Annotated in this window: 20 protein-coding genes; 12 read left to right on the top strand and 8 right to left on the bottom strand. The window is 40.8% G+C overall.

Annotated features, from left to right (window positions below):
• Nucleotides 1-88 precede the first annotated feature (88 nt).
• The 3 genes from I6E84_RS05265 (at nucleotide 89) to I6E84_RS05255 (ending at nucleotide 3,013) form a co-directional block, all read left to right on the top strand.
• Entirely contained in the window at nucleotides 89-346 is a 258-nt protein-coding gene (locus tag I6E84_RS05265; protein WP_197216616.1) for a hypothetical protein, read from the top strand.
• Nucleotides 347-596: 250 nt separating this feature from the next.
• Nucleotides 597-959, top strand: a complete 363-nt coding sequence (locus tag I6E84_RS05260) for a hypothetical protein (RefSeq protein ID WP_197216615.1) — start codon at nucleotides 597-599, stop codon at nucleotides 957-959.
• Nucleotides 960-1,174: 215 nt separating this feature from the next.
• Nucleotides 1,175-3,013 carry a P-loop NTPase fold protein gene (locus I6E84_RS05255; RefSeq protein ID WP_197216614.1) on the top strand — a complete coding sequence of 613 codons (1,839 nt, stop codon included), beginning with the start codon at nucleotides 1,175-1,177 and terminating at the stop codon, nucleotides 3,011-3,013.
• A gap of 395 nt (nucleotides 3,014-3,408) precedes the next feature.
• Here I6E84_RS05255 and I6E84_RS05250 read toward each other — a convergent pair whose 3' ends face one another.
• The gene (locus I6E84_RS05250; RefSeq protein ID WP_197216928.1) at nucleotides 3,409-4,191 is read right to left on the bottom strand and encodes a M48 family metallopeptidase; all 783 of its coding nucleotides are present in this window, start codon (nucleotides 4,189-4,191) and stop codon (nucleotides 3,409-3,411) included.
• A 453-nt stretch (nucleotides 4,192-4,644) separates the two neighbouring features.
• Between I6E84_RS05250 and I6E84_RS05245 the strand changes: the two genes are divergently transcribed.
• The 3 genes from I6E84_RS05245 to gorA all read left to right on the top strand — a co-directional run bounded on the left by I6E84_RS05245 (nucleotide 4,645) and on the right by gorA (nucleotide 7,446).
• Nucleotides 4,645-5,433 (top strand): threonine/serine ThrE exporter family protein, encoded by a 789-nt coding sequence (locus tag I6E84_RS05245; protein ID WP_197101838.1) that lies wholly within the window; start codon nucleotides 4,645-4,647, stop codon nucleotides 5,431-5,433.
• A gap of 1 nt (nucleotide 5,434) precedes the next feature.
• Complete coding sequence (locus I6E84_RS05240) at nucleotides 5,435-5,887, top strand: threonine/serine exporter family protein (RefSeq protein WP_110923241.1); 453 nt, start codon at nucleotides 5,435-5,437, stop codon at nucleotides 5,885-5,887.
• A gap of 194 nt (nucleotides 5,888-6,081) precedes the next feature.
• Nucleotides 6,082-7,446: a glutathione-disulfide reductase gene (gene gorA, locus I6E84_RS05235; RefSeq protein ID WP_197216613.1), complete on the top strand. Its 1,365-nt coding sequence runs from the start codon at nucleotides 6,082-6,084 to the stop codon at nucleotides 7,444-7,446.
• Between the two features lie 102 nt (nucleotides 7,447-7,548).
• On the opposite strand, the gene I6E84_RS05230 is transcribed toward gorA, so the two are convergent.
• From I6E84_RS05230 to I6E84_RS05220, 3 genes are all read right to left on the bottom strand, one after another.
• Complete coding sequence (locus tag I6E84_RS05230) at nucleotides 7,549-9,468, bottom strand: AMP-binding protein (RefSeq protein ID WP_197216612.1); 1,920 nt, start codon at nucleotides 9,466-9,468, stop codon at nucleotides 7,549-7,551.
• A 222-nt stretch (nucleotides 9,469-9,690) separates the two neighbouring features.
• A complete protein-coding gene (locus I6E84_RS05225) occupies nucleotides 9,691-10,617 on the bottom strand; it encodes an SDR family NAD(P)-dependent oxidoreductase (RefSeq protein WP_197216610.1) in 927 nt (308 codons plus the stop codon).
• A 53-nt stretch (nucleotides 10,618-10,670) separates the two neighbouring features.
• Nucleotides 10,671-11,726: an XAC2610-related protein gene (locus I6E84_RS05220; RefSeq protein ID WP_197216609.1), complete on the bottom strand. Its 1,056-nt coding sequence runs from the start codon at nucleotides 11,724-11,726 to the stop codon at nucleotides 10,671-10,673.
• 366 nt (nucleotides 11,727-12,092) lie between these two features.
• On the opposite strand from I6E84_RS05220, the gene I6E84_RS05215 reads away from it, so the two are divergent.
• Entirely contained in the window at nucleotides 12,093-12,254 is a 162-nt protein-coding gene (locus I6E84_RS05215; RefSeq protein ID WP_227681311.1) for a hypothetical protein, read from the top strand.
• Nucleotides 12,255-12,299: 45 nt separating this feature from the next.
• On the opposite strand, the gene I6E84_RS05210 is transcribed toward I6E84_RS05215, so the two are convergent.
• Nucleotides 12,300-12,923 carry a GNAT family N-acetyltransferase gene (locus tag I6E84_RS05210; protein WP_197216607.1) on the bottom strand — a complete coding sequence of 208 codons (624 nt, stop codon included), beginning with the start codon at nucleotides 12,921-12,923 and terminating at the stop codon, nucleotides 12,300-12,302.
• 261 nt (nucleotides 12,924-13,184) lie between these two features.
• Nucleotides 13,185-14,858: an FAD-dependent oxidoreductase gene (locus tag I6E84_RS05205; protein WP_197216606.1), complete on the bottom strand. Its 1,674-nt coding sequence runs from the start codon at nucleotides 14,856-14,858 to the stop codon at nucleotides 13,185-13,187.
• Nucleotides 14,859-15,372: 514 nt separating this feature from the next.
• Between I6E84_RS05205 and truD the strand changes: the two genes are divergently transcribed.
• Nucleotides 15,373-16,491, top strand: a complete 1,119-nt coding sequence (truD, locus tag I6E84_RS05200; protein ID WP_413786941.1) for a tRNA pseudouridine(13) synthase TruD — start codon at nucleotides 15,373-15,375, stop codon at nucleotides 16,489-16,491.
• 73 nt (nucleotides 16,492-16,564) lie between these two features.
• On the opposite strand, the gene I6E84_RS05195 is transcribed toward truD, so the two are convergent.
• Together I6E84_RS05195 and I6E84_RS05190 are read right to left on the bottom strand one after the other, a co-directional pair.
• Nucleotides 16,565-18,016 carry a GGDEF domain-containing protein gene (locus I6E84_RS05195; protein WP_197216603.1) on the bottom strand — a complete coding sequence of 484 codons (1,452 nt, stop codon included), beginning with the start codon at nucleotides 18,014-18,016 and terminating at the stop codon, nucleotides 16,565-16,567.
• Between the two features lie 275 nt (nucleotides 18,017-18,291).
• Complete coding sequence (locus I6E84_RS05190; RefSeq protein WP_197216601.1) at nucleotides 18,292-19,173, bottom strand: PHP domain-containing protein; 882 nt, start codon at nucleotides 19,171-19,173, stop codon at nucleotides 18,292-18,294.
• A 369-nt stretch (nucleotides 19,174-19,542) separates the two neighbouring features.
• On the opposite strand from I6E84_RS05190, the gene ispZ reads away from it, so the two are divergent.
• The 4 genes from ispZ to mnmC all read left to right on the top strand — a co-directional run bounded on the left by ispZ (nucleotide 19,543) and on the right by mnmC (nucleotide 23,183).
• A complete protein-coding gene (ispZ, locus tag I6E84_RS05185) occupies nucleotides 19,543-20,094 on the top strand; it encodes a septation protein IspZ (RefSeq protein ID WP_197216599.1) in 552 nt (183 codons plus the stop codon).
• Nucleotides 20,095-20,265: 171 nt separating this feature from the next.
• Nucleotides 20,266-20,595 carry a YciI family protein gene (locus tag I6E84_RS05180; RefSeq protein WP_197216597.1) on the top strand — a complete coding sequence of 110 codons (330 nt, stop codon included), beginning with the start codon at nucleotides 20,266-20,268 and terminating at the stop codon, nucleotides 20,593-20,595.
• The gene (locus I6E84_RS05175; RefSeq protein ID WP_320158627.1) at nucleotides 20,592-21,032 is read left to right on the top strand and encodes a hypothetical protein; all 441 of its coding nucleotides are present in this window, start codon (nucleotides 20,592-20,594) and stop codon (nucleotides 21,030-21,032) included. Before I6E84_RS05180 ends, I6E84_RS05175 begins: the two co-directional genes overlap by 4 nt.
• A 39-nt stretch (nucleotides 21,033-21,071) precedes the next feature.
• On the top strand, nucleotides 21,072-23,183 hold the full coding sequence (gene mnmC, locus I6E84_RS05170; RefSeq protein WP_413786939.1) for an FAD-dependent 5-carboxymethylaminomethyl-2-thiouridine(34) oxidoreductase MnmC: 2,112 nt from the start codon (nucleotides 21,072-21,074) through the stop codon (nucleotides 23,181-23,183).
• Nucleotides 23,184-23,199: the final 16 nt, after the last annotated feature.

Genomic DNA, 23,199 nt, shown 5'->3' with positions numbered 1-23,199 from the left:
ATAGAAATAACTGATTAAAAACGATATAACACGCACGAATTGACGTTACTCACTCTTGCATGACCACTAAAATTTTTAAGGACTTTCCATGAAAAAATTACTATTTATTTTGTTAGCATCTACTGTTGGTGTTGCGGCCTGCGCTTCAAGCGGCACAAGTGATCATAATGATAAAAGACCTGCGATGTCTGCTAAAATGAAGCAAGCTATGGATGACTGTGCTAAAAAAGCGGGCGTAAAAATGGATAAGGACGGTCGCCCAAGTAAAAGCGATATGAAAAAACTAGAATCATGTATGACTGCAAAAGGGTATAAAAAACCTGAAGGCCGTCCATCTGCACATTAATTAGTATCTTTAGATAGACGATGATGAAAAGCCACTCTCTAGTGAGTGGCTTTTTTTGTTGAGAATAATAAAATACTCTCCGTTCAGCTAATGTTTCTTGATGACAGCCACAACTCGGACAAGTTAACCTCGCTCAAAGTATCGCGTCTACATCTGTACTCGGTTGCCTTGCATCTCTTTTAAACTGAATCAACTACACGATCATTGGGTATTACAATCTTCGCCCAACATATAAATTTCAGAGGAAGAAATGGGTCCTGATATAAGTGATGGCATCATTACTAATATAGATAGTATCTTATATAAAGCCTATATTCGGGATGCCTATGAAGATACCGTTTTTTACTACGATTTATGTAAATATACAGGCAAGGACGTATTGCTAGTAGGTACTCAAGTCACATATTATAAACTGTATTATAAAACCCCAGTTGCTGTTGGCTTACTTACTAAAAAAGAAATATGTCATACTGAACTGTTCAAGAGTTATGATAAAAGAAGATATTATTCAAGCTGTTCTGGACAGGGGTTTGAAATGTCCACGTATAAGACTTTACTTCTCGGTATATGTTTTTTATTAGGTATCGTTATAGGCTTACTGAACTTGTTTTGATTTCAATAGATAGGCTGATGCTGGAAATTGGAGGCATATATGACTGCAAAAGGGTATAAAAAACCTGAAGGTTAAGGCCGTACGAAATAATTAGTACTTCAAATAATCAGTGATAGAAGGCTACTCTTTATAGGGTGGCCTTTTTTGTTAGGTCGAGTTTTTGTTTTGGTGTTAATATCATTATCAATTTAAGAATATATGTAAGGTAACCAGCGATGGCAAATGTAGAAAAACTCGAAGATAAGCTTTTGGAGCTTATTCAACATAATAATCCACTAGCTATCGCTTTGACTGGTGAATGGGGCATTGGCAAAACATATCTTTGGAAAGAGTTCTATAAAGCTAATAAAGAGAATTTTGTTACCAACAAAAAAATAGATCTTGAAACTAGCAAAAAGGAAAGCTTTATTGCCAAGAAATATGCCTATATCTCTTTATTCGGTTTGGATTCCTTAGATAGCCTTAAGCTTGCAATTGCCACTGAAGTACAGACCACTTCGACTGAAGAATCAATCTTAAATACTGACGTCTCTACACATTTTAAAAAATTGTTCAACTTCGTAGGTGGAGGAAGCACAGGTGGTACTGCTGGTGATATACGTTTTGGTATAAACATTGGCAATAAACTGATTACCAATATCATTATGTCCCATCTCAAAAACACTTTGGTATGTTTAGATGATATTGAAAGAAAATCAAAAAACTTACCAATGTCAGAGGTAATGGGATTAGTTAACTACCTTAAGAACGAACGAAACTGCCAAGTTATTATGATTTTGCATGATGCAGAGTCTGAAGATAAAGTTGATTTTGAAAAGCAAAAGGAAAAAGTTTTTGATGAATTCTTAGTATTAGATGAATCACTCTCTATAATTAAAGATATTATTGAAGATGAGAAGCTCTTTCCTATATATGAAAAATTTTATCAAACACTAAGTGTTAAGAATTTACGTTTCTATCAACGTGTTCAGAAGTTTTTATGTATGATTTTCGAAAAATCTAATTCTGACTTGTCCTTTGATAGCAAGAGTCAAATACTAAAATCATTGTTAGTCATTATGCTTGCACATGATATACCTTCGTATTTAGACGAAAAAACTTCTATTAGTTTCGAAAAATTTGTTGAAATTTTTGATAAAGATAATATGAGTAAGTATTATAAATTGAGTCTTCCTAATAAGAATTCAAATAAGAAATTAACAGATGAACAGCTACAAAATATTCAAGAATCTGAAAATATAGAAAACATAAGAGCTCGTCTTAGACCTTTTTATGAGCATTTTTCTATTTCAAACTGGGGTAAAGTGATTGTTACACTAATTAGAGATTTAGATTTTAACAAAGATCTAGCAGACGAACTTAGTATCAAAGACCTTATTAATGAAAAAAATTTGAAGAGTAATAGATTAATGCATCAATTACTTGATGAATATCATAGCCTAGAGCCTATGTCTCGTTTTCCAGAACGTTTTTATAAAATGGCTAGTGAAAGGGTCAACAAAGATAACCTTAATGTTTTAAGTTTTTACTGCGACATTTTGAGGGATTATGGAGCAAAAGACCTTGAAGCTAAAATCATTGATGAAATTGAAAAATATATTTTATTCGAGGTGACTAAAGAGAATGGGAAGAAAACGTTAAATGACTGGAGATTCTCTACAGCAGACCCTAACTACAGATTTCATGACTTTTTGAGTAAAACAATTGCAAACAATAACTCTCAGCCTGATAAGTTGAAGTCTTATAGTGACATATTTTTTGACCGTTATAAATTTGGTGGAATAGTCGATAATATTGAAAACGCATTTAAAGAGCTAGATAAAAATATACTGGAAAAAATTATTTGGATGGAAATCGAAGGCGAGCAAGACTATCGTAAAAAATTCATTATTTCTATAATTACATACCCTCAACTTGATGATATAGATAGAGACAATATAAGAATATGGATTCTAGAGCTGTTGAGGGATAAAGCTATTAATAATAAAATGAGTAAGGCTCCTATTGAAGGTTGGCTTACTCATACTAAAGACTTAACTGAAAGACTTTATTAACTCCTCTGTTTTCGCACATAGGTTGGATTGACGAAGGAAACTTAACAAGTTATATCACGCCAAATTATCCGTTGGGTCTCATCCTTCGACACCAACCTACAGCTTCAATATCAAGCAAGTATTAGTTTACAAAATCAGAATTTATTGGCTAGGCATTAAGCCGCCCTAAACTCAACAAACTCACTCTCAACATTTATCAGCCGTACATCTACCGTACGCTCGCCGCTCTCACAAACCGCGACGTTGGGCATATTACCAAAGCCCCTAAGTTGGGTATAGCATGCGACGTAATTTCAAAATTAAACCAGTCATTTTTCGATATTTCTTTGCAAAAAAGCAAGCCTCTCGACTTGCTTTTTTTATTTTCTATGCTCTTTTAATAGTACTCTACAGATCTATTGAGGTGCTTTAGCAGCCGCTTGATAAATTGGCGTCACTTCAGGTAAAAGTGCCTTGATTTTAGCGATACGCTGCCCGGAATTTGGATGCGTAGACGTCAAAGTAACTAAGGCGCTACTACGACCATTTTCGGCCTCCATTTTTTCCCATACTGACACTGCAGATGCTGGGTTATATCCTGCCTGCGCCATCAAACGTAAACCACCCGCATCGGCTTGTGATTCTTGACTACGAGAAAACGGCTTATCAATACCTAGGTCATTAATTAAGCCCAACGCATTATCACTTAACCCCGTTTTTGACTGTAGTTGCGCACCACCTAACTGCATCGCTAAACCAGTCAGAACCTTTTGCCCTGCGTCCTTTTTACTGTGTTCAGACAATGCATGGGTCATTTCGTGTCCCATAATTGCAGCGATTTCTGCATCGGTTAACTTTAACGTCTCTACAATACCTGTGTAAAAGGCCATTTTGCCACCAGGCATTGCCCAAGCATTTAATTCAGGTGACTTTATAACAGTAATTTGCCAATCAAAAGGAACGCCTGTTGTATTGGCTTGAACGGCGTAAGGCTTTATACGATTAAAGACTTTTTTAACTCGAATAGCGGTGGCAGATGTACTATCTACTGCGCCTTGACTCTTGGCACTAGAAACCACTTGAGAGTAGCTTTTTGCCGCATCGCTATTTAGGGTAGCAGTATCATACCCTGCCATATCAGCGACAGTAGTACAGCCCGCCAAACTAGTAATAGTGGTTAGTAATAGAACATTTTTCATTTTATTAAAAGTTGTCATTAGACGTCCAAGTTGAAAGATACAGTTGAAGTAGATAGCTAGATAAAGGTAATGAATTAAGAGTGTAACCAAAGTGTAAGTAATGTGTCTGAATTATCGAGGGAGAGATTATCACCATAGAAAACAAAAGTCTATTAATTTTACAATCTATTGTCTATTTTCTGTCGCAAGCACCGCCCAACGTGCATCTGAATTATATAACGTCATTATTTTAATTTGAGTCACTGCTTAGAGCGCATCCTATAACCCAAACCTACCTAAAAAAATACCCTGTCTACAGTCATTACCCATGCATCTGCGCTAGTCTCTATCTTCTATTGTCTAAAAAAACTCATCCTTTGTAGTCGCATTAAATATAATGTCCAATAATGCCTGCGCGTCAGCACCCAGACCCTTTATAATAGCGTATCAATAACCAATATGCGTACTTCCATAATGACCTCTATCAGTTACGTAAAGCAGCAGCGCATTACCCGACTATGCGTGCGCTGCGGCCTACTTCTTATGCAGTATGGTGCTGAGTCTGCCATCGTGGTGGACTTGTCCAAGCGCTTGGGCATTGCTTTGGGTATGAACAGCGTAGAATGCTCGCTGAATTTTAATGCCCTTACCTTGACCACTATCTGTGATGAGCGCTGTATCACCACTACCAGAGACACAATCAATCAGAGCATCAACGTCAATTTATTGGTACAAATTCAGCAAATCGTTAATAAGACCGAAGACACCATAGATAATGATGATTTGATAGACCTGACTACACTTGCCTTTGATGAGTTAGACAAGACCGTTTATCCAACATGGCTAGTCGGCATATTCGTGGGCATCTCTTGTGCCGCGTTCGCTTACCTTAACAGTGCTAGCTGGTTGATGACGGCGGTGACATTTGTCGCTGGTATGGTGGCGATGCTCACTCGTATTTATCTGTCCAAACACCACTTCAATCCGTTTATCACGGTTATCGTGACAGCATTTATCGCCTCTCTCATCGGGGCAACGACATATTATTTTGATATTGGGAACAATGCCGATATCGCCGTCGCATCTAGCGTGCTGCTACTGGTGCCCAGCTTCCCGCTCATCAATTCTTTTTCAGATATCCTAAAAGGCTATGTCAATATCGGCGTTGGACGTGCCGTGTTTACCTATATGTTGACCTTATCCGCATGCGTTGGCATCGTGATGGCCCTTGTTTTACTTCAAATACAGCACTGGGGGTTTTGACATGTGGTTTATAGAAACCGTTGTACTGTCTTGCATCATCACCCTTGGCTGGACGCTGATGTTCACCGTTCCCAAACGCTATATTCTGCCGTGTTTGCTCATGACTGCTTTTGGGTTCGGACTAAAGACTGCGCTTGTCCATCAGCAAGTACATCTTGTAGTAGCCAGCTTTTTTGGAGCGATGCTCGCCAGCTTTTTGGGTGTGTATTTTTCTAAGAAATATACCCTACCGCCTAAAGCGCTCATTTCGCCAAGTGTCATCTGTATGATGCCCGGTATCGCCGCGTATAAGGCGATGGTCAGTATGGTGCAGATTGGCTATTTTGGTTTTTCAGACGAGTTATTTAGTCAAATGATGGTGTACTTGTTTGAGGCTTTGTTTGTGACCTCAGGATTGGTACTGGGTTTGTCGATTCCTGGGCTGTTATTTTATAGACGTCGTGCTATTGTTTAAGTGGGTTTAGATGTCTAAATACTAGGTTATTTCTGGCTAAACATTGATTATATTTAAGCGACTCAGCCCACCTTAACCATAAAAAACTTGTAAGATGAATTATAAGACCCATTACAGTAGAGTCCAAAACAAGAGCATTCAAAACAATAAACCTTAAAACTGTACCAATAACAATTTAATAAAGAGACCTGATTATGACCAAACATTATGACTATATCGCCATTGGCGGCGGCAGCGGCGGTATTGCCTCAATCAACCGTGCAGCAAGCTATGGCAAAAAATGCGCCATCATCGAAGCCAATCAACTGGGCGGCACTTGTGTGAATTTGGGTTGTGTACCCAAAAAAGTGATGTGGTATGGCGCGCAAGTTGCCGAAGCCATTCATAAATATGCGCCAGACTATGGTTTTGATGTTGAGTTTAAAGGTTTTGATTTCCAAAAACTGGTGCAGAGCCGTCAACAATACATCGAAAATATTCACCGCTCGTATGATAATAACTTGGCCAAAAATGGCGTAGAAGTCATCAAAGGTTTTGCCAAATTTGTCGATACCAATACCGTAGAAGTGAATGGCGAACTCATTACCGCTGACCATATTTTGATTGCTACGGGCGGTCACCCGATTCAACCAAACATCAAAGGTGCAGAATACGGCATCGATTCTGATGGCTTCTTTGCTTTGAATCACTTGCCAAAACGCGTGGCGATTGTAGGCGCAGGCTATATCGCTGTCGAAATCGCAGGCGTACTAAACAGTCTGGGCGCAGAGGTGCATTTGTATGTGCGTAAACACTCGCCACTACGCGCATTTGACCATACTATTGTAGAAACCTTGCTGATAGAGATGGAGCAAGATGGCATTCATCTACACACCAACACTGCCATCAATGAAGTCAATAAAAATGACGATGATAGCCTGAACCTATCTACCAATAGTGGTGGCGAAGACTGTGTTGACACAGTTGATTGCTTGATTTGGGCCATTGGTCGTGCGCCTTCTACGGACAATATCAACCTGCAAGTGACAGGGGTCGCGACAACTGAGACTGGCAAAATCAAAGTCGATGAGTTCCAAAATACCAATGTCGACAATATTTATGCAGTCGGCGATATTATCGAAAACAGTGTTGATTTGACCCCAGTGGCGATTGCCGCAGGTCGCCGCTTGTCAGAGCGTCTGTTTAACAATAAGCCTAATGAGCATTTAGACTATACGTTGATACCGACAGTTATCTTTACTCATCCTGCCATCGGTACAATCGGTTTGTCTGAAATTGACGCGATTGAACGCTATGGCAAAGACAATATCAAATGCTATAAATCGAGCTTTACCTCTATGTATAGTGCAGTGACTCAGCATCGCCAAAAATGCACCATGAAATTGGTATGCTTGGGCGATGACGAAAAAGTCATCGGTCTGCATGGTATTGGTTTTGGTGTCGATGAGATGATTCAAGGCTTTGCCGTCGCTATCAAAATGGGCGCGACTAAAGCTGACTTTGATAATACGGTTGCCATTCACCCAACTGGCTCAGAAGAGTTTGTGACGATGCGGTAGTTGACGATGCGTTAAACTTATTATCTTAGCTAAAAGTAAAAGGCTACTCTCAACGGAGTAGCCTTTTTAGTTTGGGTGTCATAACCTAAATAATGAAGTGCCTTAGTGTACTGATATTATTGACTCACTATAAAACCATTCTTTAAGTTTCGCATGACTCACCTTCCCCGTCTTAGTCATAGGCAAACTCTCTATCAACCTAATCTGCTGAGGCATCTGATAACGTGCCAGCTTAGGCTTCAACCACTGCATCAGCTGCAAGGCGGTGATTGACTCGCTATTATTTAAGGACATACTTGAATCTAGCAGACTTGACCTACCTATCATATTTGAAAGCTCAAGTTTGCTAGTACCAATAGCATCAATCAAACTGACAAAAGCGACGAGCCGTTTACCAAATTCATCACTGTCTATCGCAATGACGGCAACTTGTTCAATCTGCGGATGTTGTTTGAGTGCACTTTCAATATCTAGCGGATACACGTTTTCACCACCAGATACGATCATGTCGTCCGCACGACCTTTTAGGAACAGATACCCTTCTACATTACGATAGACCAAATCACCTGTACTGATGTAGCTAGTCTCACTGAGATTTTTAGCAGTATTGGTCACAGCTTTATTGTCCATTGACCACGCTGTGCTAAGGTTTAAAACCCCAATAGCGTCATCTGGTGACGGTATTTGACTAGCAGTATTTGAAGTTTTCTCAATCGGTAATATTTGTAAGCGCACGCCTTTAATCGCTTTACCAATACTATCAGGATAGCGGTGTAAATCAGCTGGAGTCGCCATGACCCCAAAACCTGATTCGGAGGTGCCATAGAGATTGAACAAAGTATCACCAGTATGAGCCAACGTCTGCTTAGCAAGATTGGCGTCGAGTTTGGCACCACCTGAGATTATCCGCTGAACAGAAAGGAAAGTTGGATTATAAATAGCTTCTTTGGCTTCTCTACTTTTGAGCTGATCATATTCGTGCTGCTTAAGTTTGTCGTAATCAAGCAGGCGCTTGAGCATCGTTGGCACTAAAATAAGCGTTTCAATCTGATTATGATAAATCAAGTGACTGGCTTCAGCGCTATTAAATTTATCACTGATAAAGATACGAGCAGAGAGCAGTATGGAGATAATGAGCGCTGACAATCCATAACCATGATAAAAAGGCACGGCAATATAGACAGAGTGATATTTAGCCAGCTCTACTTTATTCAATAATGCCAAAAAAGGTATAAGCATCGCAAGCGGTGACGGCTCACGCTTAGCAAATTTAATACGGCCACTGGTACCGCCTGTCAGCACATTTATTTTACCTGATGACTGGCGTGCGATTTTATGGCCATTTTTTCTATACTTAGCTGAGCCCTGATGAGTCGCTACCTTTATATGTTCAAATCTTGCAGCAAGAAACTGGTTCAATACTTCGGTACGAATTACTATTGGCGCTGTCTCTGATTTAAGCACTGATACCTTTGACACAATGCTGACAAATTCATCATCACAAATAAGCATATCGTATGCTTGTTGCTCAATAATTTTCTCGATTTGACTATAACTCATATCGGTATTGAGCAGCGTGATATCAGCGCCAGTACGTGCAGCTGCAAATAAAGCCAAGACGCTACTGCTATGATTGGCGCAGAGTAGCGCCACTTTTGCTTTATAGCGTGAGTGGTTGCTAGTCTTAGCATCATTGCTCATCTGTAATTTTTCATTGAGATAAGCCGCTAATGACAGGGCTAATTCATAACTCTGTTGATAGCTGTACTGTTGGTTTAGCGTACTTCTATTAGGTGCAATATGGCTAGCAAATTCGAGCAAGACCATCAGGTTTGCGCCATGCTTATAAATAGATTTAATGACACAAAAAATACCTTTTGGTGTCAATAAACCAATACGGTACAAGTTGCGAATACTGATAAACATCCACCCCAGCCATGATGATGTTAACTGGCTACTTTCATCTTGAATCTGCTGCTTATTACTCTGATTCTGATGGCTATGTTGGTGGCTATTAGACATTGATAAGTCTCTATTCGTTGTGTTAGACCTTGAAGGGTAATGCCGTTTTATTAGTGCGTGCCCTCATTTCAAAAATGGTGATAAAAATGAGATAAATTGCAATCAAACAAGGAAAATAGCGCAGATAATATTGAGATATTAGTCAGCTAGTTAACGCCGTTTAGCAAGATTTAGCCATTTTTAACCCATTTAGATGACTATCGATTGGATTGAGGACACGCCCTAGCGTGACTGGTGCCGATAATAACTGCGAACACAAAACTCTAATGGTCTTTTGAATAGCAATGCTAGAATCTCGACAGGATATAACCACCAAGGCTTAAAACTGGTTTTTTTATGAATAATAAGCCTACTAATGAGTGCGGCTACTTGCTCAGTAGTCATAGTAGGCGCAGATTGATAGATAGCCGTTGGCGCAATCATACGAGTGCGAACCAAAGGCAGATACAATGTACTGGTCGTTATTTTTTGCGCATATAATTCTGGTGATACTGACCGAAACCACTGATCAAAAGCAGACTTAGAGGCTTGATAAGCAGACCATTTAGGCATTGGTGGTAGCAATACATTGAGTGCGGATACATTGATGATATGCCCTTGATTGATACCAAGCTGAGGTATCAAACCTAAGCATAATTTAACAGGCGCTAGATAATTTAGACTGATAGTGCGTTCATAATCATGACCACGCTCAAGTGAATCCATGACAGAGCGCATGATAGATTGGCCCGCATTATTAATAAAGATGTCTACGCTGAGTGTTTGTAAAAACTGGATGAAGCGTTCGAGTGATTCATCATCTCTTAAATCTATGGGATAGATACTGGCTGATGCATTGGTTTGATGGATGTGAGCTTGTACCTGCTCTAATTTTTCCGTGGTTCTACCGACTAATACTAATTTAAAGGGCTGCAGCTGTTCATTCTGTCTGTTATCCGAAGTGGTTAGACTTGCCAATAGATAAGCAAGCTGCTCACCGATGCCATAACTTGCACCTGTAATGAGTATGGTTTTACCAGCTATATCATGAGCCAATCGCTGCTTTTCTTTACTGGATAATATACGACTTGGGAATAGTAGCTTTTCAAGTAATCGAATGCTTAACGGTTGCGTTCGATCTGTATCTGCCTGCGGACTATACTGGTTCATAATGAGTCAATAATGTGTGAGTTATATTGAATAGGCGCTATTAGTTTTACCAATTATCTAACGCTCACATTGTCAAAATGCGTCAGATTTTCCAGACTTCCCTGCTCGCTTTGTAGTACTGACTTGATTAAGATGTTCTTGTTAGATTGTCTCACTGTAATGCCTTGCTTATTGATCTGATAGACTACAGGCTTATTGAAAAAGCTAAGCGTCTTTTTAGCGGTATCATAGACAAATGACCCATCATAATACAGCTCGATTCTGTCATTTTTATCGGCAAAGGCATAATACATCTGCTCACCTTCCTTGTCATAAGTCTTATTTAAAACCATTTTTTTACCGTTATCTAAATCCAACTTATAAACGAAAGGCAATGTCCCATCGTGGCTTTCGTTATCGTACTCAGGTAACATCTCATAGCTATCTTCTACCATTTTGCCATTCACTCTTGTGCTCTCGATGATAGAAATTAATTGTTTTGGATTATATTCTTCTACAAGCACATGTACGGCCACTGGCTTATTATCGATCACTTTATACTCTGAATACTGATGCCATCCTGCGCCACTCTTAGTCATCGTATACAAAGTTTGACTGTCTTTATTTATACCAAAAAAACCGCAATAGCCTTGTGCTAAATCAGTAAATCCTTCGCTATGAACGAAAGTCTCACCATCTTTTAGATAAACTTGATAAGAAGGCCCACCATAGCAACCGTTGCGCCCATCTTTTATCGCTAAATCTTTTTGTCCATCAAAATTAAAATCGTCATAGATCAACACACTATGTTCACCATAAGGAATACTGACGATATTGGCACTTACTTTTTCACCCAATTCATGTTCTTCGCTATTACTTAACTCATATTCAATATCGATACTAGCAGGTTGACTGATAAGGGTTTTATGTGTTTTCTCATCTATAATTTTGATGATACTGTTCGCCTCATAACCATACTCACCTACTTGGTCAATGATTGCATAATAATCGTCTGAGAAACCTTGGATTTGATAGGTTTGCGCCAATGCCGAATAGGACAATAGCGGCGAAACTAGCAGCCCCGACAATAAAGCAAGCGGTTTGAGTCTCATATTAAGTATAAAAGTCATATCTGTCCTTAGTGCTTAAAACTTGCTGAACATTTAAAGATGTATTCGAATAGCCAGCAAATGATAGGATTAATACAACTATCTTACTTAGAGCATATTCTCAATCTACACAATACATATTCAATGAGCTATACAGAATTATAACTTTAAACCCAACTTAATTTCTCGATATTTGCCTATTTTTATTTGATATTGCTTTTTTATAATTGAATCACTTCTGTTTGAATAGCTCTGAAAAGTTTAAGTGAAGTCACGTTCATACAGACAGCGCAATCACGATGCTGCTATCATGCCATTAATAATGACCGTTGAGAGATGACTGTGTGGCAGGTGTATTTATTTATATTACCGATTGGTCTTGGGATCATGACGTTAGCAACAAGCTTGCTTTGTTTATTTGCTTATCTTATGTCTGATGATAATGCCACGCGCTTGCCAGCATTTAATTGGTTTAAGCGATTAATCATCGTGGCATTTTTATTGTTAAGCATGGGTCTATTTATGACCTTTAGGCATTTTTGGGGTTAAATAAAACATCCTAGTTCTGAGTGTCTTTTTACTAGACCTACATTATCAGCCAACCATTTTTTCTAGCTCTAATAGCTCTAAATCTTCACGCTTTGGCTCGCCATTATTGCCATCATTGGGAAACGGCATTTTATTACCATTTAACTGATAGCCACGGCGCTCATAATAAGCCAATAGCTCAGGACGATGGCTAAGAATAGACATGGTCAAACGGCTCGGCTGATTCTGTGACTGCAAGTGGCGATCTGCAAAAGTTTCTGCTGCTTGCAGGATCACGTTACCAACGCCCTGCCCTTGTAGCACAGGATGTACCGCAAACATACCGATATAGGCTTTTTTATTTGAGTCAGCATCAGTTTTAATATCGACAGCGATACAGCCAAGTATCTCACCCGTTTCTTCTCCATCACGGTTGCCCGTGGTCGTTTTTGGATAGACAAAATAATAGTGATTGGGATCATTAATCACGGCAGCAAGCTCGGCTGAGGTGGTTCGAATACCACCAATCAAATCAGCCTCGTTGGTCCAACCTGCGGTCTCGCGATAGCAGCAATTCAATAGCTGCTCAAGTGCGCTAATATCGTCTAATGTCGCTTCACGTAGAAATATAGACTCTTTACTCAAGTGGTTTTCATTTATAGTACTCTTATTTATAATATTTTCGCTCATATTATAATTTTCCTTTTTTGTTCATGTATAAAAAAACTGGCTTAGATCCCTAAGCCAGCCTAGGGCATGTCATCACTTAGATTGTGAGGCTTAAAATGAGAAAAATTGTAGATAAATGAGGAAGAAATTGCCGTTAATATGAACATATTGACAAAACTTCTGACGATATTTATCAAAATTTAGCCATTTTAAGACCACTAAATGTATTAATGTGCTAATTGATGACATGCCCAAGATACTAATACTTATTCTTTAGTAGTGCTAGAGCGATAACACTTTTGCTTGATTAATAATATCGAATCCTGAGTTGATTTGAGCACGAGTTGGGGCTTGACCTATACGTAATAGCTCAGCAAAAGCAATTAGCTCTTGGTCGCGCCCTAATGTACTGGCCGCAGTGGCTCGGCTATTCTCATTACTGTCATCGCCATCATTAAAGTAGTACTCAATATAATCGAGCGTATCTGGGGTGCCAAGTAATATGCTGTTGTCTGGTGTTTGGGCATGACCACTATAGCGTAGGCTTTTGCCAAATTGCATGGTCCAAAAAAATGGCACACGGGCATCTAACGTCTCTACTGTCTCGTCTTTTAATATCGCAGCGGCTGCTACAAGCCCATGCTGTAATGCCACACGCCAATGCTCAATACGCATACGCCCCATTTGCCCAGATGCTTTTGCGATATCACCCAGTGCATAAACTCCATCACGCAATTGCAGCTTGCTATCGACCTGTACCCCATCAGAGTCGTTGACCTCTTCTAACAGCTCGGTATTGGCAGATACCCCAGTACCTAAAATCACAATGTCGGCATCGATATGCTCGCCATTAGCAAGCGTCACACCACCTACTTGTGAAAAGGTTTGTCTTGCCTCACTGCTGTCAGATTTATTTTCAACCTTAGTAATTTCATTTACGTTGGCATTTAACACAAAGTTAATGCCGTTTTCTTCATGCAACTTGATAAGTGCTTTGCTAACAGTTTCTGAGACGATATTGTCCATCACACGGCCAGACTGCCCAACCACTGTAATTGAAGCTGTCGTGCCTGCTTGTGCTAAAGCTGAGGCGACCTCCATACCAATAAAACCAGTACCGATAATTACCACGCGCTGATCATGACTGGCCGCTTTAATCAACTTGGCATCATCCATACTGCGTATGGTATACACGCCATCTAAATCTGCTCCAGTAATAGGCGGTATAGATGGCGACGATCCTGTGGCCACTACCAAATAATCGGCCGATATCGTTTCGTCACTACTATTATGATCGTTGCTGTCACTACTGTCACTAACAACCATTAACGTACGCTCATTGGGCAATACTTTGCTCACGGTTTGATTTAAGCGCAAATCAATATTATTGTCTTTGGCCCAGTCGCTACCGCCAAGCAGTAACTTCTCTTCTGGCATATTCCCTGCCAAAAAAGCTTTAGACAATAACGGACGATTATAAGGAGCTTTATTGTCAGCACTAATCAATGTGATATTACCGCCATACCCGGTATTTCTCAGGTAATGTGCCGTCATAAACCCAGCTGCACCGCCGCCCACAATCACAGTATGAGTGTCTTTCAATTTATCGTTTGATACGCTGATATTTTCTTTGGCTGACGTCGTCACAATCAACTCTTCACCATTGTCAGTCAGTTGATATTGGGTCAAGCCTTCGGTAGCGATTGGCTCTAATAACGTGCCATCACGGCTATCAAAAGTGGCATGATGCCATGGGCAAACCACACGGTTGCCACAGCGTAACCCAGTTCCTAAATCTGCTCCCGCATGTGGGCATTTACCATCAAACGCATGAAACTCATCGTCGTCTCGAGTGATTAAAATGATACTATCATCATCTTGCTTGTATGATTTCATACCGCCACTTGGAATATCTGCCTTACTGATAGTAACTGTGTTAATCGTTGCATTGGTCATAAGTCTTCCTTAACGGTTATAATGGACTTCTAATAAGAATGGGGTGAAAACAACTCTACTTAATCAAGTAATTCAACAGATATAGTCAATCCTCTATAAAAGAGTGACAGCCTTAACTTCGCTTGAAGTATCAAACATACATTTGTACTCGGTTGCCTTGTATCTCTTTCAAACTGAATCAACTATAGTACTGATTTTCAGAATGCGTTTTTCATAACCTATTCATCGATAGTAGCAAGACCATTTAGCACACGCTGTTTCTTTGTATATTTACTGCGTTGCAAAACGTAAGTTTGCGAGTTTCTTTCAAACCCTCTATGACTATGACTTCCATTTTAAATTTACAATCAAAATAAAAGACCCCTTTATGACTTATCCAGACAACCATATTGAAACGCCTACGATCTCTGACTCCGAATCACATTTAGAGAGCAAGCCAGTTACGAGCGTATCCGTTGATATAGCTGATATCGATATTACAGCTGCCGCAGATACTACGCAGTTGCCACAGCCGATGCAGCCACCGTTAAAACAGGCAACTTATAAAGCCAATACTACGGATTTCATCGTTAATGAGATATTGCCAATAGACTTCACCAATGAAGGTGAGCATCTATGGTTGCATATCGAAAAATCAGGAATGAATACTGCTTATTTGGCCAAACTACTATCAGAGTGGGCCGAGATTCCATTACGTGATGTTGGATATTCAGGACTGAAAGACCGTCATGCACTAACGACACAGTGGTTTAGCCTACGAATACCAAAGAAGCAACTACCAGTAACTGAGTTTGCGCCAATAGATATCGGAGAGACAGAGTCAGTCACTATTCTCGCCCAGCATTGGCATAACAAAAAGCTCAATCGTGGTACGCATCGTGCCAATCAATTCGTAATTACCTTACGTGATATTCAGTTTGACAATAGTGGTACTGAAACACTTGAACCTGAGCAATTATTGTCTGCAAAAGAGACGGTCGAGCAGTACTTATCGAGTATTAGTAAAAGCGGCGTTCCCAATTATTTTGGTCCACAGCGTTTTGGCCGTCAAGGCAACAACGTCAGAGAGGCACTATCACTGTTTGCCCGTCCACCACGAGCGCCTCGCCCATCGTCTAAAAAAGGCAAAAGCAAGCGTGCACCGCGAGAGCAAAACACGATGGAGCTGTCTGCAGCCCGTAGCTTGATATTTAATGAGATATTAGCAGCACGCGTACGAGATGGTAGCTGGAATACTGGTCTATCCGGTGAAGTGTTTAATTTGGATGGCTCAGGATCGATCTTTACCAGTGAAGAGATAGATGACACATTACGTGAACGAATGGCTAGTGGTGATATCCATCCAACAGCTGTGATGTGGGGTATAGACAATGACAAAGTCAGTAATGTGGCGGCAGACATTGAAAATGATACTGTACAACACAGCCTTTTATTGACTCAGTTAGCAGCAGGATTAGAGCAACGAGATATAAAGGCACAACGACGAGCGCTGCGTTTACCTATCGAAGCATTAACATGGGAATGGCGTGATTCAGAAGAAGACTCGCAGACACTGGTGTTAAATTTCACGCTAACGACTGGCAGTTTTGCAACCAGTGTATTGGCGAGTTTGGTACAGCAGTTGGTTTTTTAATTAAGTAGATACAGATTAGGACATTCATAGATGACAGCTATCGCCTATGAATCTCCAGCTGCTTTATCACTTTTTAATTACTATAAAGTGACTCTATCTTCGTATCGCCTGCTTTTAACATCTCATTAGCACTCACAACTTTATCGCGCCCGAGGCCCTTAGCATTATACAAAGCCTTATCTGCCATACAGATCAAGCGCTGACAAATATCTTGGGGCAACTGCGTTGTGTCGATATTGTTACCAGCTCGTTCACTATTCGACTTACTGACCTGTGGTTTTTTAAACTGATACCCTGATTCTGTTTGTGACAGTTTTTCGCATGTGTGCTTTATGCAATGACGCTCATCATGAGTCAGCGTGTATAGCCCGAGACTAGCGGTCACGTTAAAGGTAGTATTGTCATCGACCACGATGGTTTGATCAGCGATGCTTAGCCGTAATTGTTCGGCAATGACCATCGCACTATCATGCTTCGTATCTGGTAGTACAATCAAAAACTCCTCACCACCATAGCGGCTAACAATGGCATCGTCCGTTAAACACTGTAGTAGTGCTTGTGCCACTGTCACTAACACTCGATCGCCAATATCATGACCATAGCTATCATTGATGTCTTTAAACCAATCCAAATCTAATAGAATTACGCTGAAATCTTGAGCAGGCTCTATGCTCACCAATGCCTGTTTCATTTGCATCAGACCATAACGACGGTTTTTTAGTTGGGTCAGCTCGTCTTGATTGGCATGTTGTAAGGTTTCTTTTCTACTGTCATCTAGTATCACTAACAAAGTACGAAACATATAAATGATAAAAATGGCTTTTGGTAACGACATATAAATATGGGTAGAGCGCCATAATAGATTGGAAGATTGACGCAGATAATTGACACTATCCCAATTTAACCTTCCATTTGGCAGGACAGTAGCAGCGGTAGCGTCTTTCATCATAACCATCTCATTATAAGTGACATAACTATGAATATTAGGAGGCAGCGTCGTAGCAATCATTTGACGCAAATTTGGTAACGTGATACCAAAATAAGGAAACAACGTTACTGCTAAGATTGCGATAATTTGCCCTACAAATGCTCGCCATACATACCGCCGGCTAATGAGCATCATTCCTAGCATAGCACCACCTACCAGTGAGACACCCGTTACCAGACTACTATGCCCTAATATGGTGATAACAAAGGTAATATAGGCACTATAAATAGTAATAAGTATCGCTTGCCACGTATACAAATTGCTCTTGGCATTTCTAACTGGTGAAAAACGACTGGACATCCATAGTAAAAATACACCTACCATGGACACGAGAATCCATAGTGGATAGAGCAGAGTTATATCAACGTAATTACTATAAATGTCGCGGCGATACCAAACAAATAAGCACCATAGCCAATGTGAAAAAACCTCAATCACCATAAATGCTGCTAGTAGAGCAGTCCTATCAGCTGCTTCCCACTCAAAAACTGCTTTAGAAAGCTGCTTGTAGCCTAGATAAAACTTAGATACAGCCATAATGGGCTACCGCAAATAGAAGAATTGATAGAGCTAAAACCAGAATAACAACTGACAACTCATGATTACTACTGAAACCAAAACTACTTATTCAGTGTGGCCATTTATGCCTGAATTATCAATCCATTTGATAGTTCACGCGTCAATAACTGACGCTTTGTTTTAAACATTATTTCAATCGATATATTAACTCAGGCAACCTTCAAGATTAAACGATAATCAACCACTTTTCAGTGGATTTTATAGGTATTTTTTGAATACTTGTAAAACACGGATTAAGCAAACATCTTAAATGACTGCCAAACCCCTTGCTGTTCGGGGTTCAACGTCGGTACATCGCCCAAGCGTCGCCACGGCATATTACTACCATGAAAGTCACTACCAATTGAGGTGACAAGATTGTGCTCAGCGATACTACGATCGACCATTCTGCGAGTGCTAACTGGCTCACTATTGGCGGGCAGCTCACAAGCATCACCGCCTAACTGGGCAAACTCTTCAATCAGTTTGCGCACGCGAGTGGCTGAGAGTTGATAACGAGTCGGATGCGCCAGGACAGCCTTACCACCACAAGCATGGATTAGCTCGATACCATGCTGCATCGTTAGGGCCTCGATTGCCACATAAGCAGGTTTATTGTCCGCCAGATATTTATCAAAGGCTTTTTGTACGGTTTTTACTTCACCGCGCTCAAACAATACTTGTCCAATATGCGCACGCCCTACTGCTTGAGGATTGCCACCTGCTTTCGCAAGTACCGCTTGCCATAGCTCGTCATAACTGATGTCTAGCAACTCACTGAGCTTTTCCGTAATTTTCTGACCACGTGTGGCACGACTGTCTTGCAGCTGCTGCAATGTTGCATGCATTTTGTCTAAATCAGTAAAATCAAGCCCTAGTACATGGATAATCTTGTTGGTCGATTTGTTTTTACCATAACCACCACTAAGCGTATGCTCACAGCTGATCTCAACGCCATTAATGAGTTGCATATCACAGGCCGTCGCAGCGACTCTCGCCTCATCAATCCCCGCCAGTGTATCGTGATCGGTCAATGCCAATACATTGACGCCAGCCGCGTGGGCGCGTTGTATTACTTCCGTTGGCCCATAAGTACCATCAGAGCAAGTGCTGTGACAATGTAGATCGAATTTCATAAATAAGCCTTAGCATTTTAAAATAATAAGCATTAAAGAGAGTAAAAAGAGAAATACAGTAGTAGCTAGCCGTTGTGTAGTCTATTCAATATGAAAGTCATTCAAGCAAACCGAGTGTAGATATATATTAGACACTTCAAGTGGGGTTAACGCAGTAACACTTTTATGATGGAATGACTGTATTTAATATATAGAACTACTGACATTATCGAATCGTTATATTGGGTAGCAGCGCTGCTCATGAGCCACAATCATAAAGTGTTACTAAGCAAGCCCGCTATATAGAATGATTATCGCTTTGATTGCTTTTTTTTGGTGCAGTAGACGTGTAAACTACCCCATACGTTTTTGGTGGACACCCTATTTGTTATGAAAGCCCTATTAGACTTTATTCCTTTAATTGCCTTTTTCATTGGTGCGCGTCACAGTGGCATCTTGGCAGGGGCCGGTGCTTTACTCATCGCCACTATTATCGTTTATGCGATTCATTTTATCCGCCAAAAAGGCAAGTTTGATAAGCAGCAATGGGTTGTTTTACTATTAACCATTCTGTTTTGTGGTGGTACCCTAATCTTACGTGATGACATCTATCTGCGTTGGAAATCACCAATTATCAACGGTATCTTTGCCTTGACGCTATTAGTAAGTGCCGCGATTAATAAGCCTCTGATGCAGCTAGCAATGAAAGATGTTTTTTCGCTCACGATGAATGGCTGGAAAAAACTCACCATCGCTTGGGCATTGTTTTTTGCCATGATGGGCGTCTTACATTATATCACAGCGTTTACGATGTCAGATGAAGCATGGATCAACTTTAAAACCTACGGTTGGATTCCAATTATGTTGGTGTTCGTTGTGGCTCAGTTTGCGGTATTAAAAAATTACTTAAATCCAGAACTGACAAACAAAACCACTAAGTAATACTTAGGCTATTATTTTATAATAAATACGATTTTTGAATATCCATAGTATTTTAACTATTTACAGTATTTTAAACATTTACAGTAACGGCATTAGTTGCTATGAATTAAGCTTTATTTATCTATTGATTAAACACACTTACATCAATCATCATTTTATTGAGGAAGTCTTATGTCCTTATTTGCCATTATTGGTCACGATGTTGCAGAGAGCAGCGCGCAACGTCAGATTACCCGTATCGAACATCTTGAACGTCTTAAAGCATTGAACAATGAGCAGCGACTCATTATTGCAGGTCCAAACCCTATTGAGCATGGTCAAAGCGCTATGTCAGGCAGCCTAATCATTGCTGATTTTGACTCTCTTGAGGCCGCACAAGCATGGGCAAACGAAGAGCCTTACTTGCGTGACGGTGTGTACAGCCATGTAGATATCAAGCCATTCATTCAAGCACTGCCAAAACCAGATGACAGCACATCAGACAAAGTAGCAGCGTCGTGAGTCAGCGTGTCTCTTATTTGAATACACGTCATTATAAACTCAGCATAGCTACCTTAATGTTTATGGCTGCTACATCGGTACAAGCTGCACCAACGGTGACGACTATGGATATGACCGACCCATTAGCAACGATACCGGTGACAGAACCTGAAGCACTAAACGCTCCACCAACCAGTAACTCAACGTTGGATATCAATCGCACTTTAGCAGCGCAACTGCAGCCATCTAAACAGGCGCTGTCCGATGCCAATCAAGAGTTGCTAAGCCGCAATGCACAATTGCAACGTCAGGTAAACGACTTGCAGACTCAAGCAAACGTTTTGGTTTATGAAAGTAAAGGTCAGATTTTCTTGTACGGGGCATTTACAGTATTAATCAGTCTGTTGGTTGGTATCTTTATCTCGTGGCTAGTGTTTGTCCGCCGTGAGCGTTGGTAGCGCACTCTCTATTTATTGCTCTGTCCTATGTGAGTGTCTATGTCTATGTTCACGTCTAAGTCCACGTCTGCACCCAAAGAAACGCCTAACTCTCCTGCGCAATCTAAAACTGCTAACGTACTAAACATCATCACTCCTGCCAAGATTGATTGGCAGGTAGACGATACGGGTAATCAAGTACCCGTATCAGGTGAGTTTGGCGATGTGTATTTTTCACATGCGGATGGTCTAGCAGAGTCACGATATGTGTTTTTGGCGCATAACCAACTGCCTGAAAGACTGGCACACCTTGCACCAAAGCAATGCTTTACGATCGCTGAATTGGGATTTGGTACAGGGCTCAATCTATTAGCCACTTGGCTGCTATGGCGACAGTTACGCGAGACTCACCCACAATTAGCAACGGCTCGTCTACATTTTATTACCACGGAAAAATTTCCCATACCCCTTGCAGATTTAACGCACATACTCACATTGTGGGCGCAGCGTGCGCCTGAGCTTGCAGAGTTGATTGCGCCTCTTTTGGCCGCCTACCCACCCCTTATCCCTGGCTCTCATCGTTTGAATTTCTTTGATGATAATTTGACCGTTGATATGTGGTTTGGTGATGCTACTGAGAGCTTGGCCAAGTTAGCATTAGATACTTCCATAGAACTTACGCCCTGCGTTAACGCATGGTTTTTAGATGGCTTTGCCCCTTCTTGTAATAGCACCTTATGGGCAGAAGATATCTTTACGCAGATAAAGCGTTTATCCTGCCTAAACACCACCGCTGCGACCTATAGCAGTGCAGGTATCGTTAAACGTGGGCTAAGAGAGCATGGCTTTGAGATTAACAAGGTCAAAGGCTTTGGGCGAAAGAACCAAATGCTAACAGCTGTCATGACTGATGCTGCCTGTTTATCTGAAATTAATAGTAAGAGCAAGCCTGCTAATAGTACACACAATGCTCCTACTCATAGCAACCTTAAGCCTGATCATAGTATCGTTATTGGTGCTGGCGTCTCAGGATTGCTAACGGCTTGGTCGCTGGCCAATCGTGGTATCCAAGTCACTTTATTAGATAAATCAGCGCCCTTGGCAGGTGCATCAGGAAACCCACGCGCCCTACTTGCTCCCAAGATGACACCTATTCATCATGTCGATGAGCATTTACACACCATGGGTTATCTCTACAGCAGCAGACTATATCGTGTGCTGAATGAAACAGCTGTACAGCTCAATATAGCGCCCATATTGGAGCCAACAGGTGCTCTTGATTTACTAATCAAAGCCAATATCGGTACAGCGCAAATTGCAGATTATCCTAATGACATGGCAACCACGTTATCGCTTACGCAGGCGCAGGATACCAGCGGATTAAATATTCAGGATGTATCGGAGAATCTATATTTACCGCAGTCAGGCTTGGTGAATCCACAAGCATTAAAAGATACGATTCTGACCCATCCGCTTATCCATTTTCAGCAGTTAACCGTTAATAATATTAGCGAGATGGAAAGTCATGTTTGTATTGAAGGGTATGATCAAAATCAAGAAATGATATCTATAAATGCTAATAATGTGGTGGTTTGTGCGGCGTTTGAAAGCCATCAATTAGATCAGCGTATTTTTGATTGTCGTAAAATTCGTGGTCAGCTCTCATGGTTCACCCCTACAGCCAAACAACTCGCCAGCCTACCTAAAATACCGCTCAAATATAGTGGTTACTGTACGCTATTCACCGCACAAACGGGCGATGGACAGTTAAACGATGTTATAGAGTGCAGCCCTCAGTTTTTACTAGGTGCGAGCTTTATCCGTAACGATACAAGCACAGATATACGCGATGAGGAACATCAGATTAGCCGTGATAAGCTCATCACTGCCATTCCTGAGCTGGCGTCGGTTGTGCCGACAGATATGAGCTTATGGCAAGGACGGGCTGGCATTCGTACTCAGACGCCTGATTACCATCCCATCGTAGGATCATTAAGTAACAGCGAACGCATCTGGGTAATGAGTGCGATGGGTGCTAAAGGCTATGCCATTGCACCACTATGCGCTGAAGCATTAGTCGATATGATGCTAGGCTCGTTTACACCTTTATCGACCGCGATGCTAGCACGCCTTTCACCCAACCGTACGCGTTTGCAGACACCGCTGACTTAATTGTTTCTTTTAGTCG

The organism is Psychrobacter sp. SCQQ22 (assembly GCF_015864605.1).
In the GTDB taxonomy this organism is placed as follows: domain Bacteria; phylum Pseudomonadota; class Gammaproteobacteria; order Pseudomonadales; family Moraxellaceae; genus Psychrobacter; species Psychrobacter fozii.
This window is presented reverse-complemented; position numbering and strand designations above follow the sequence as displayed.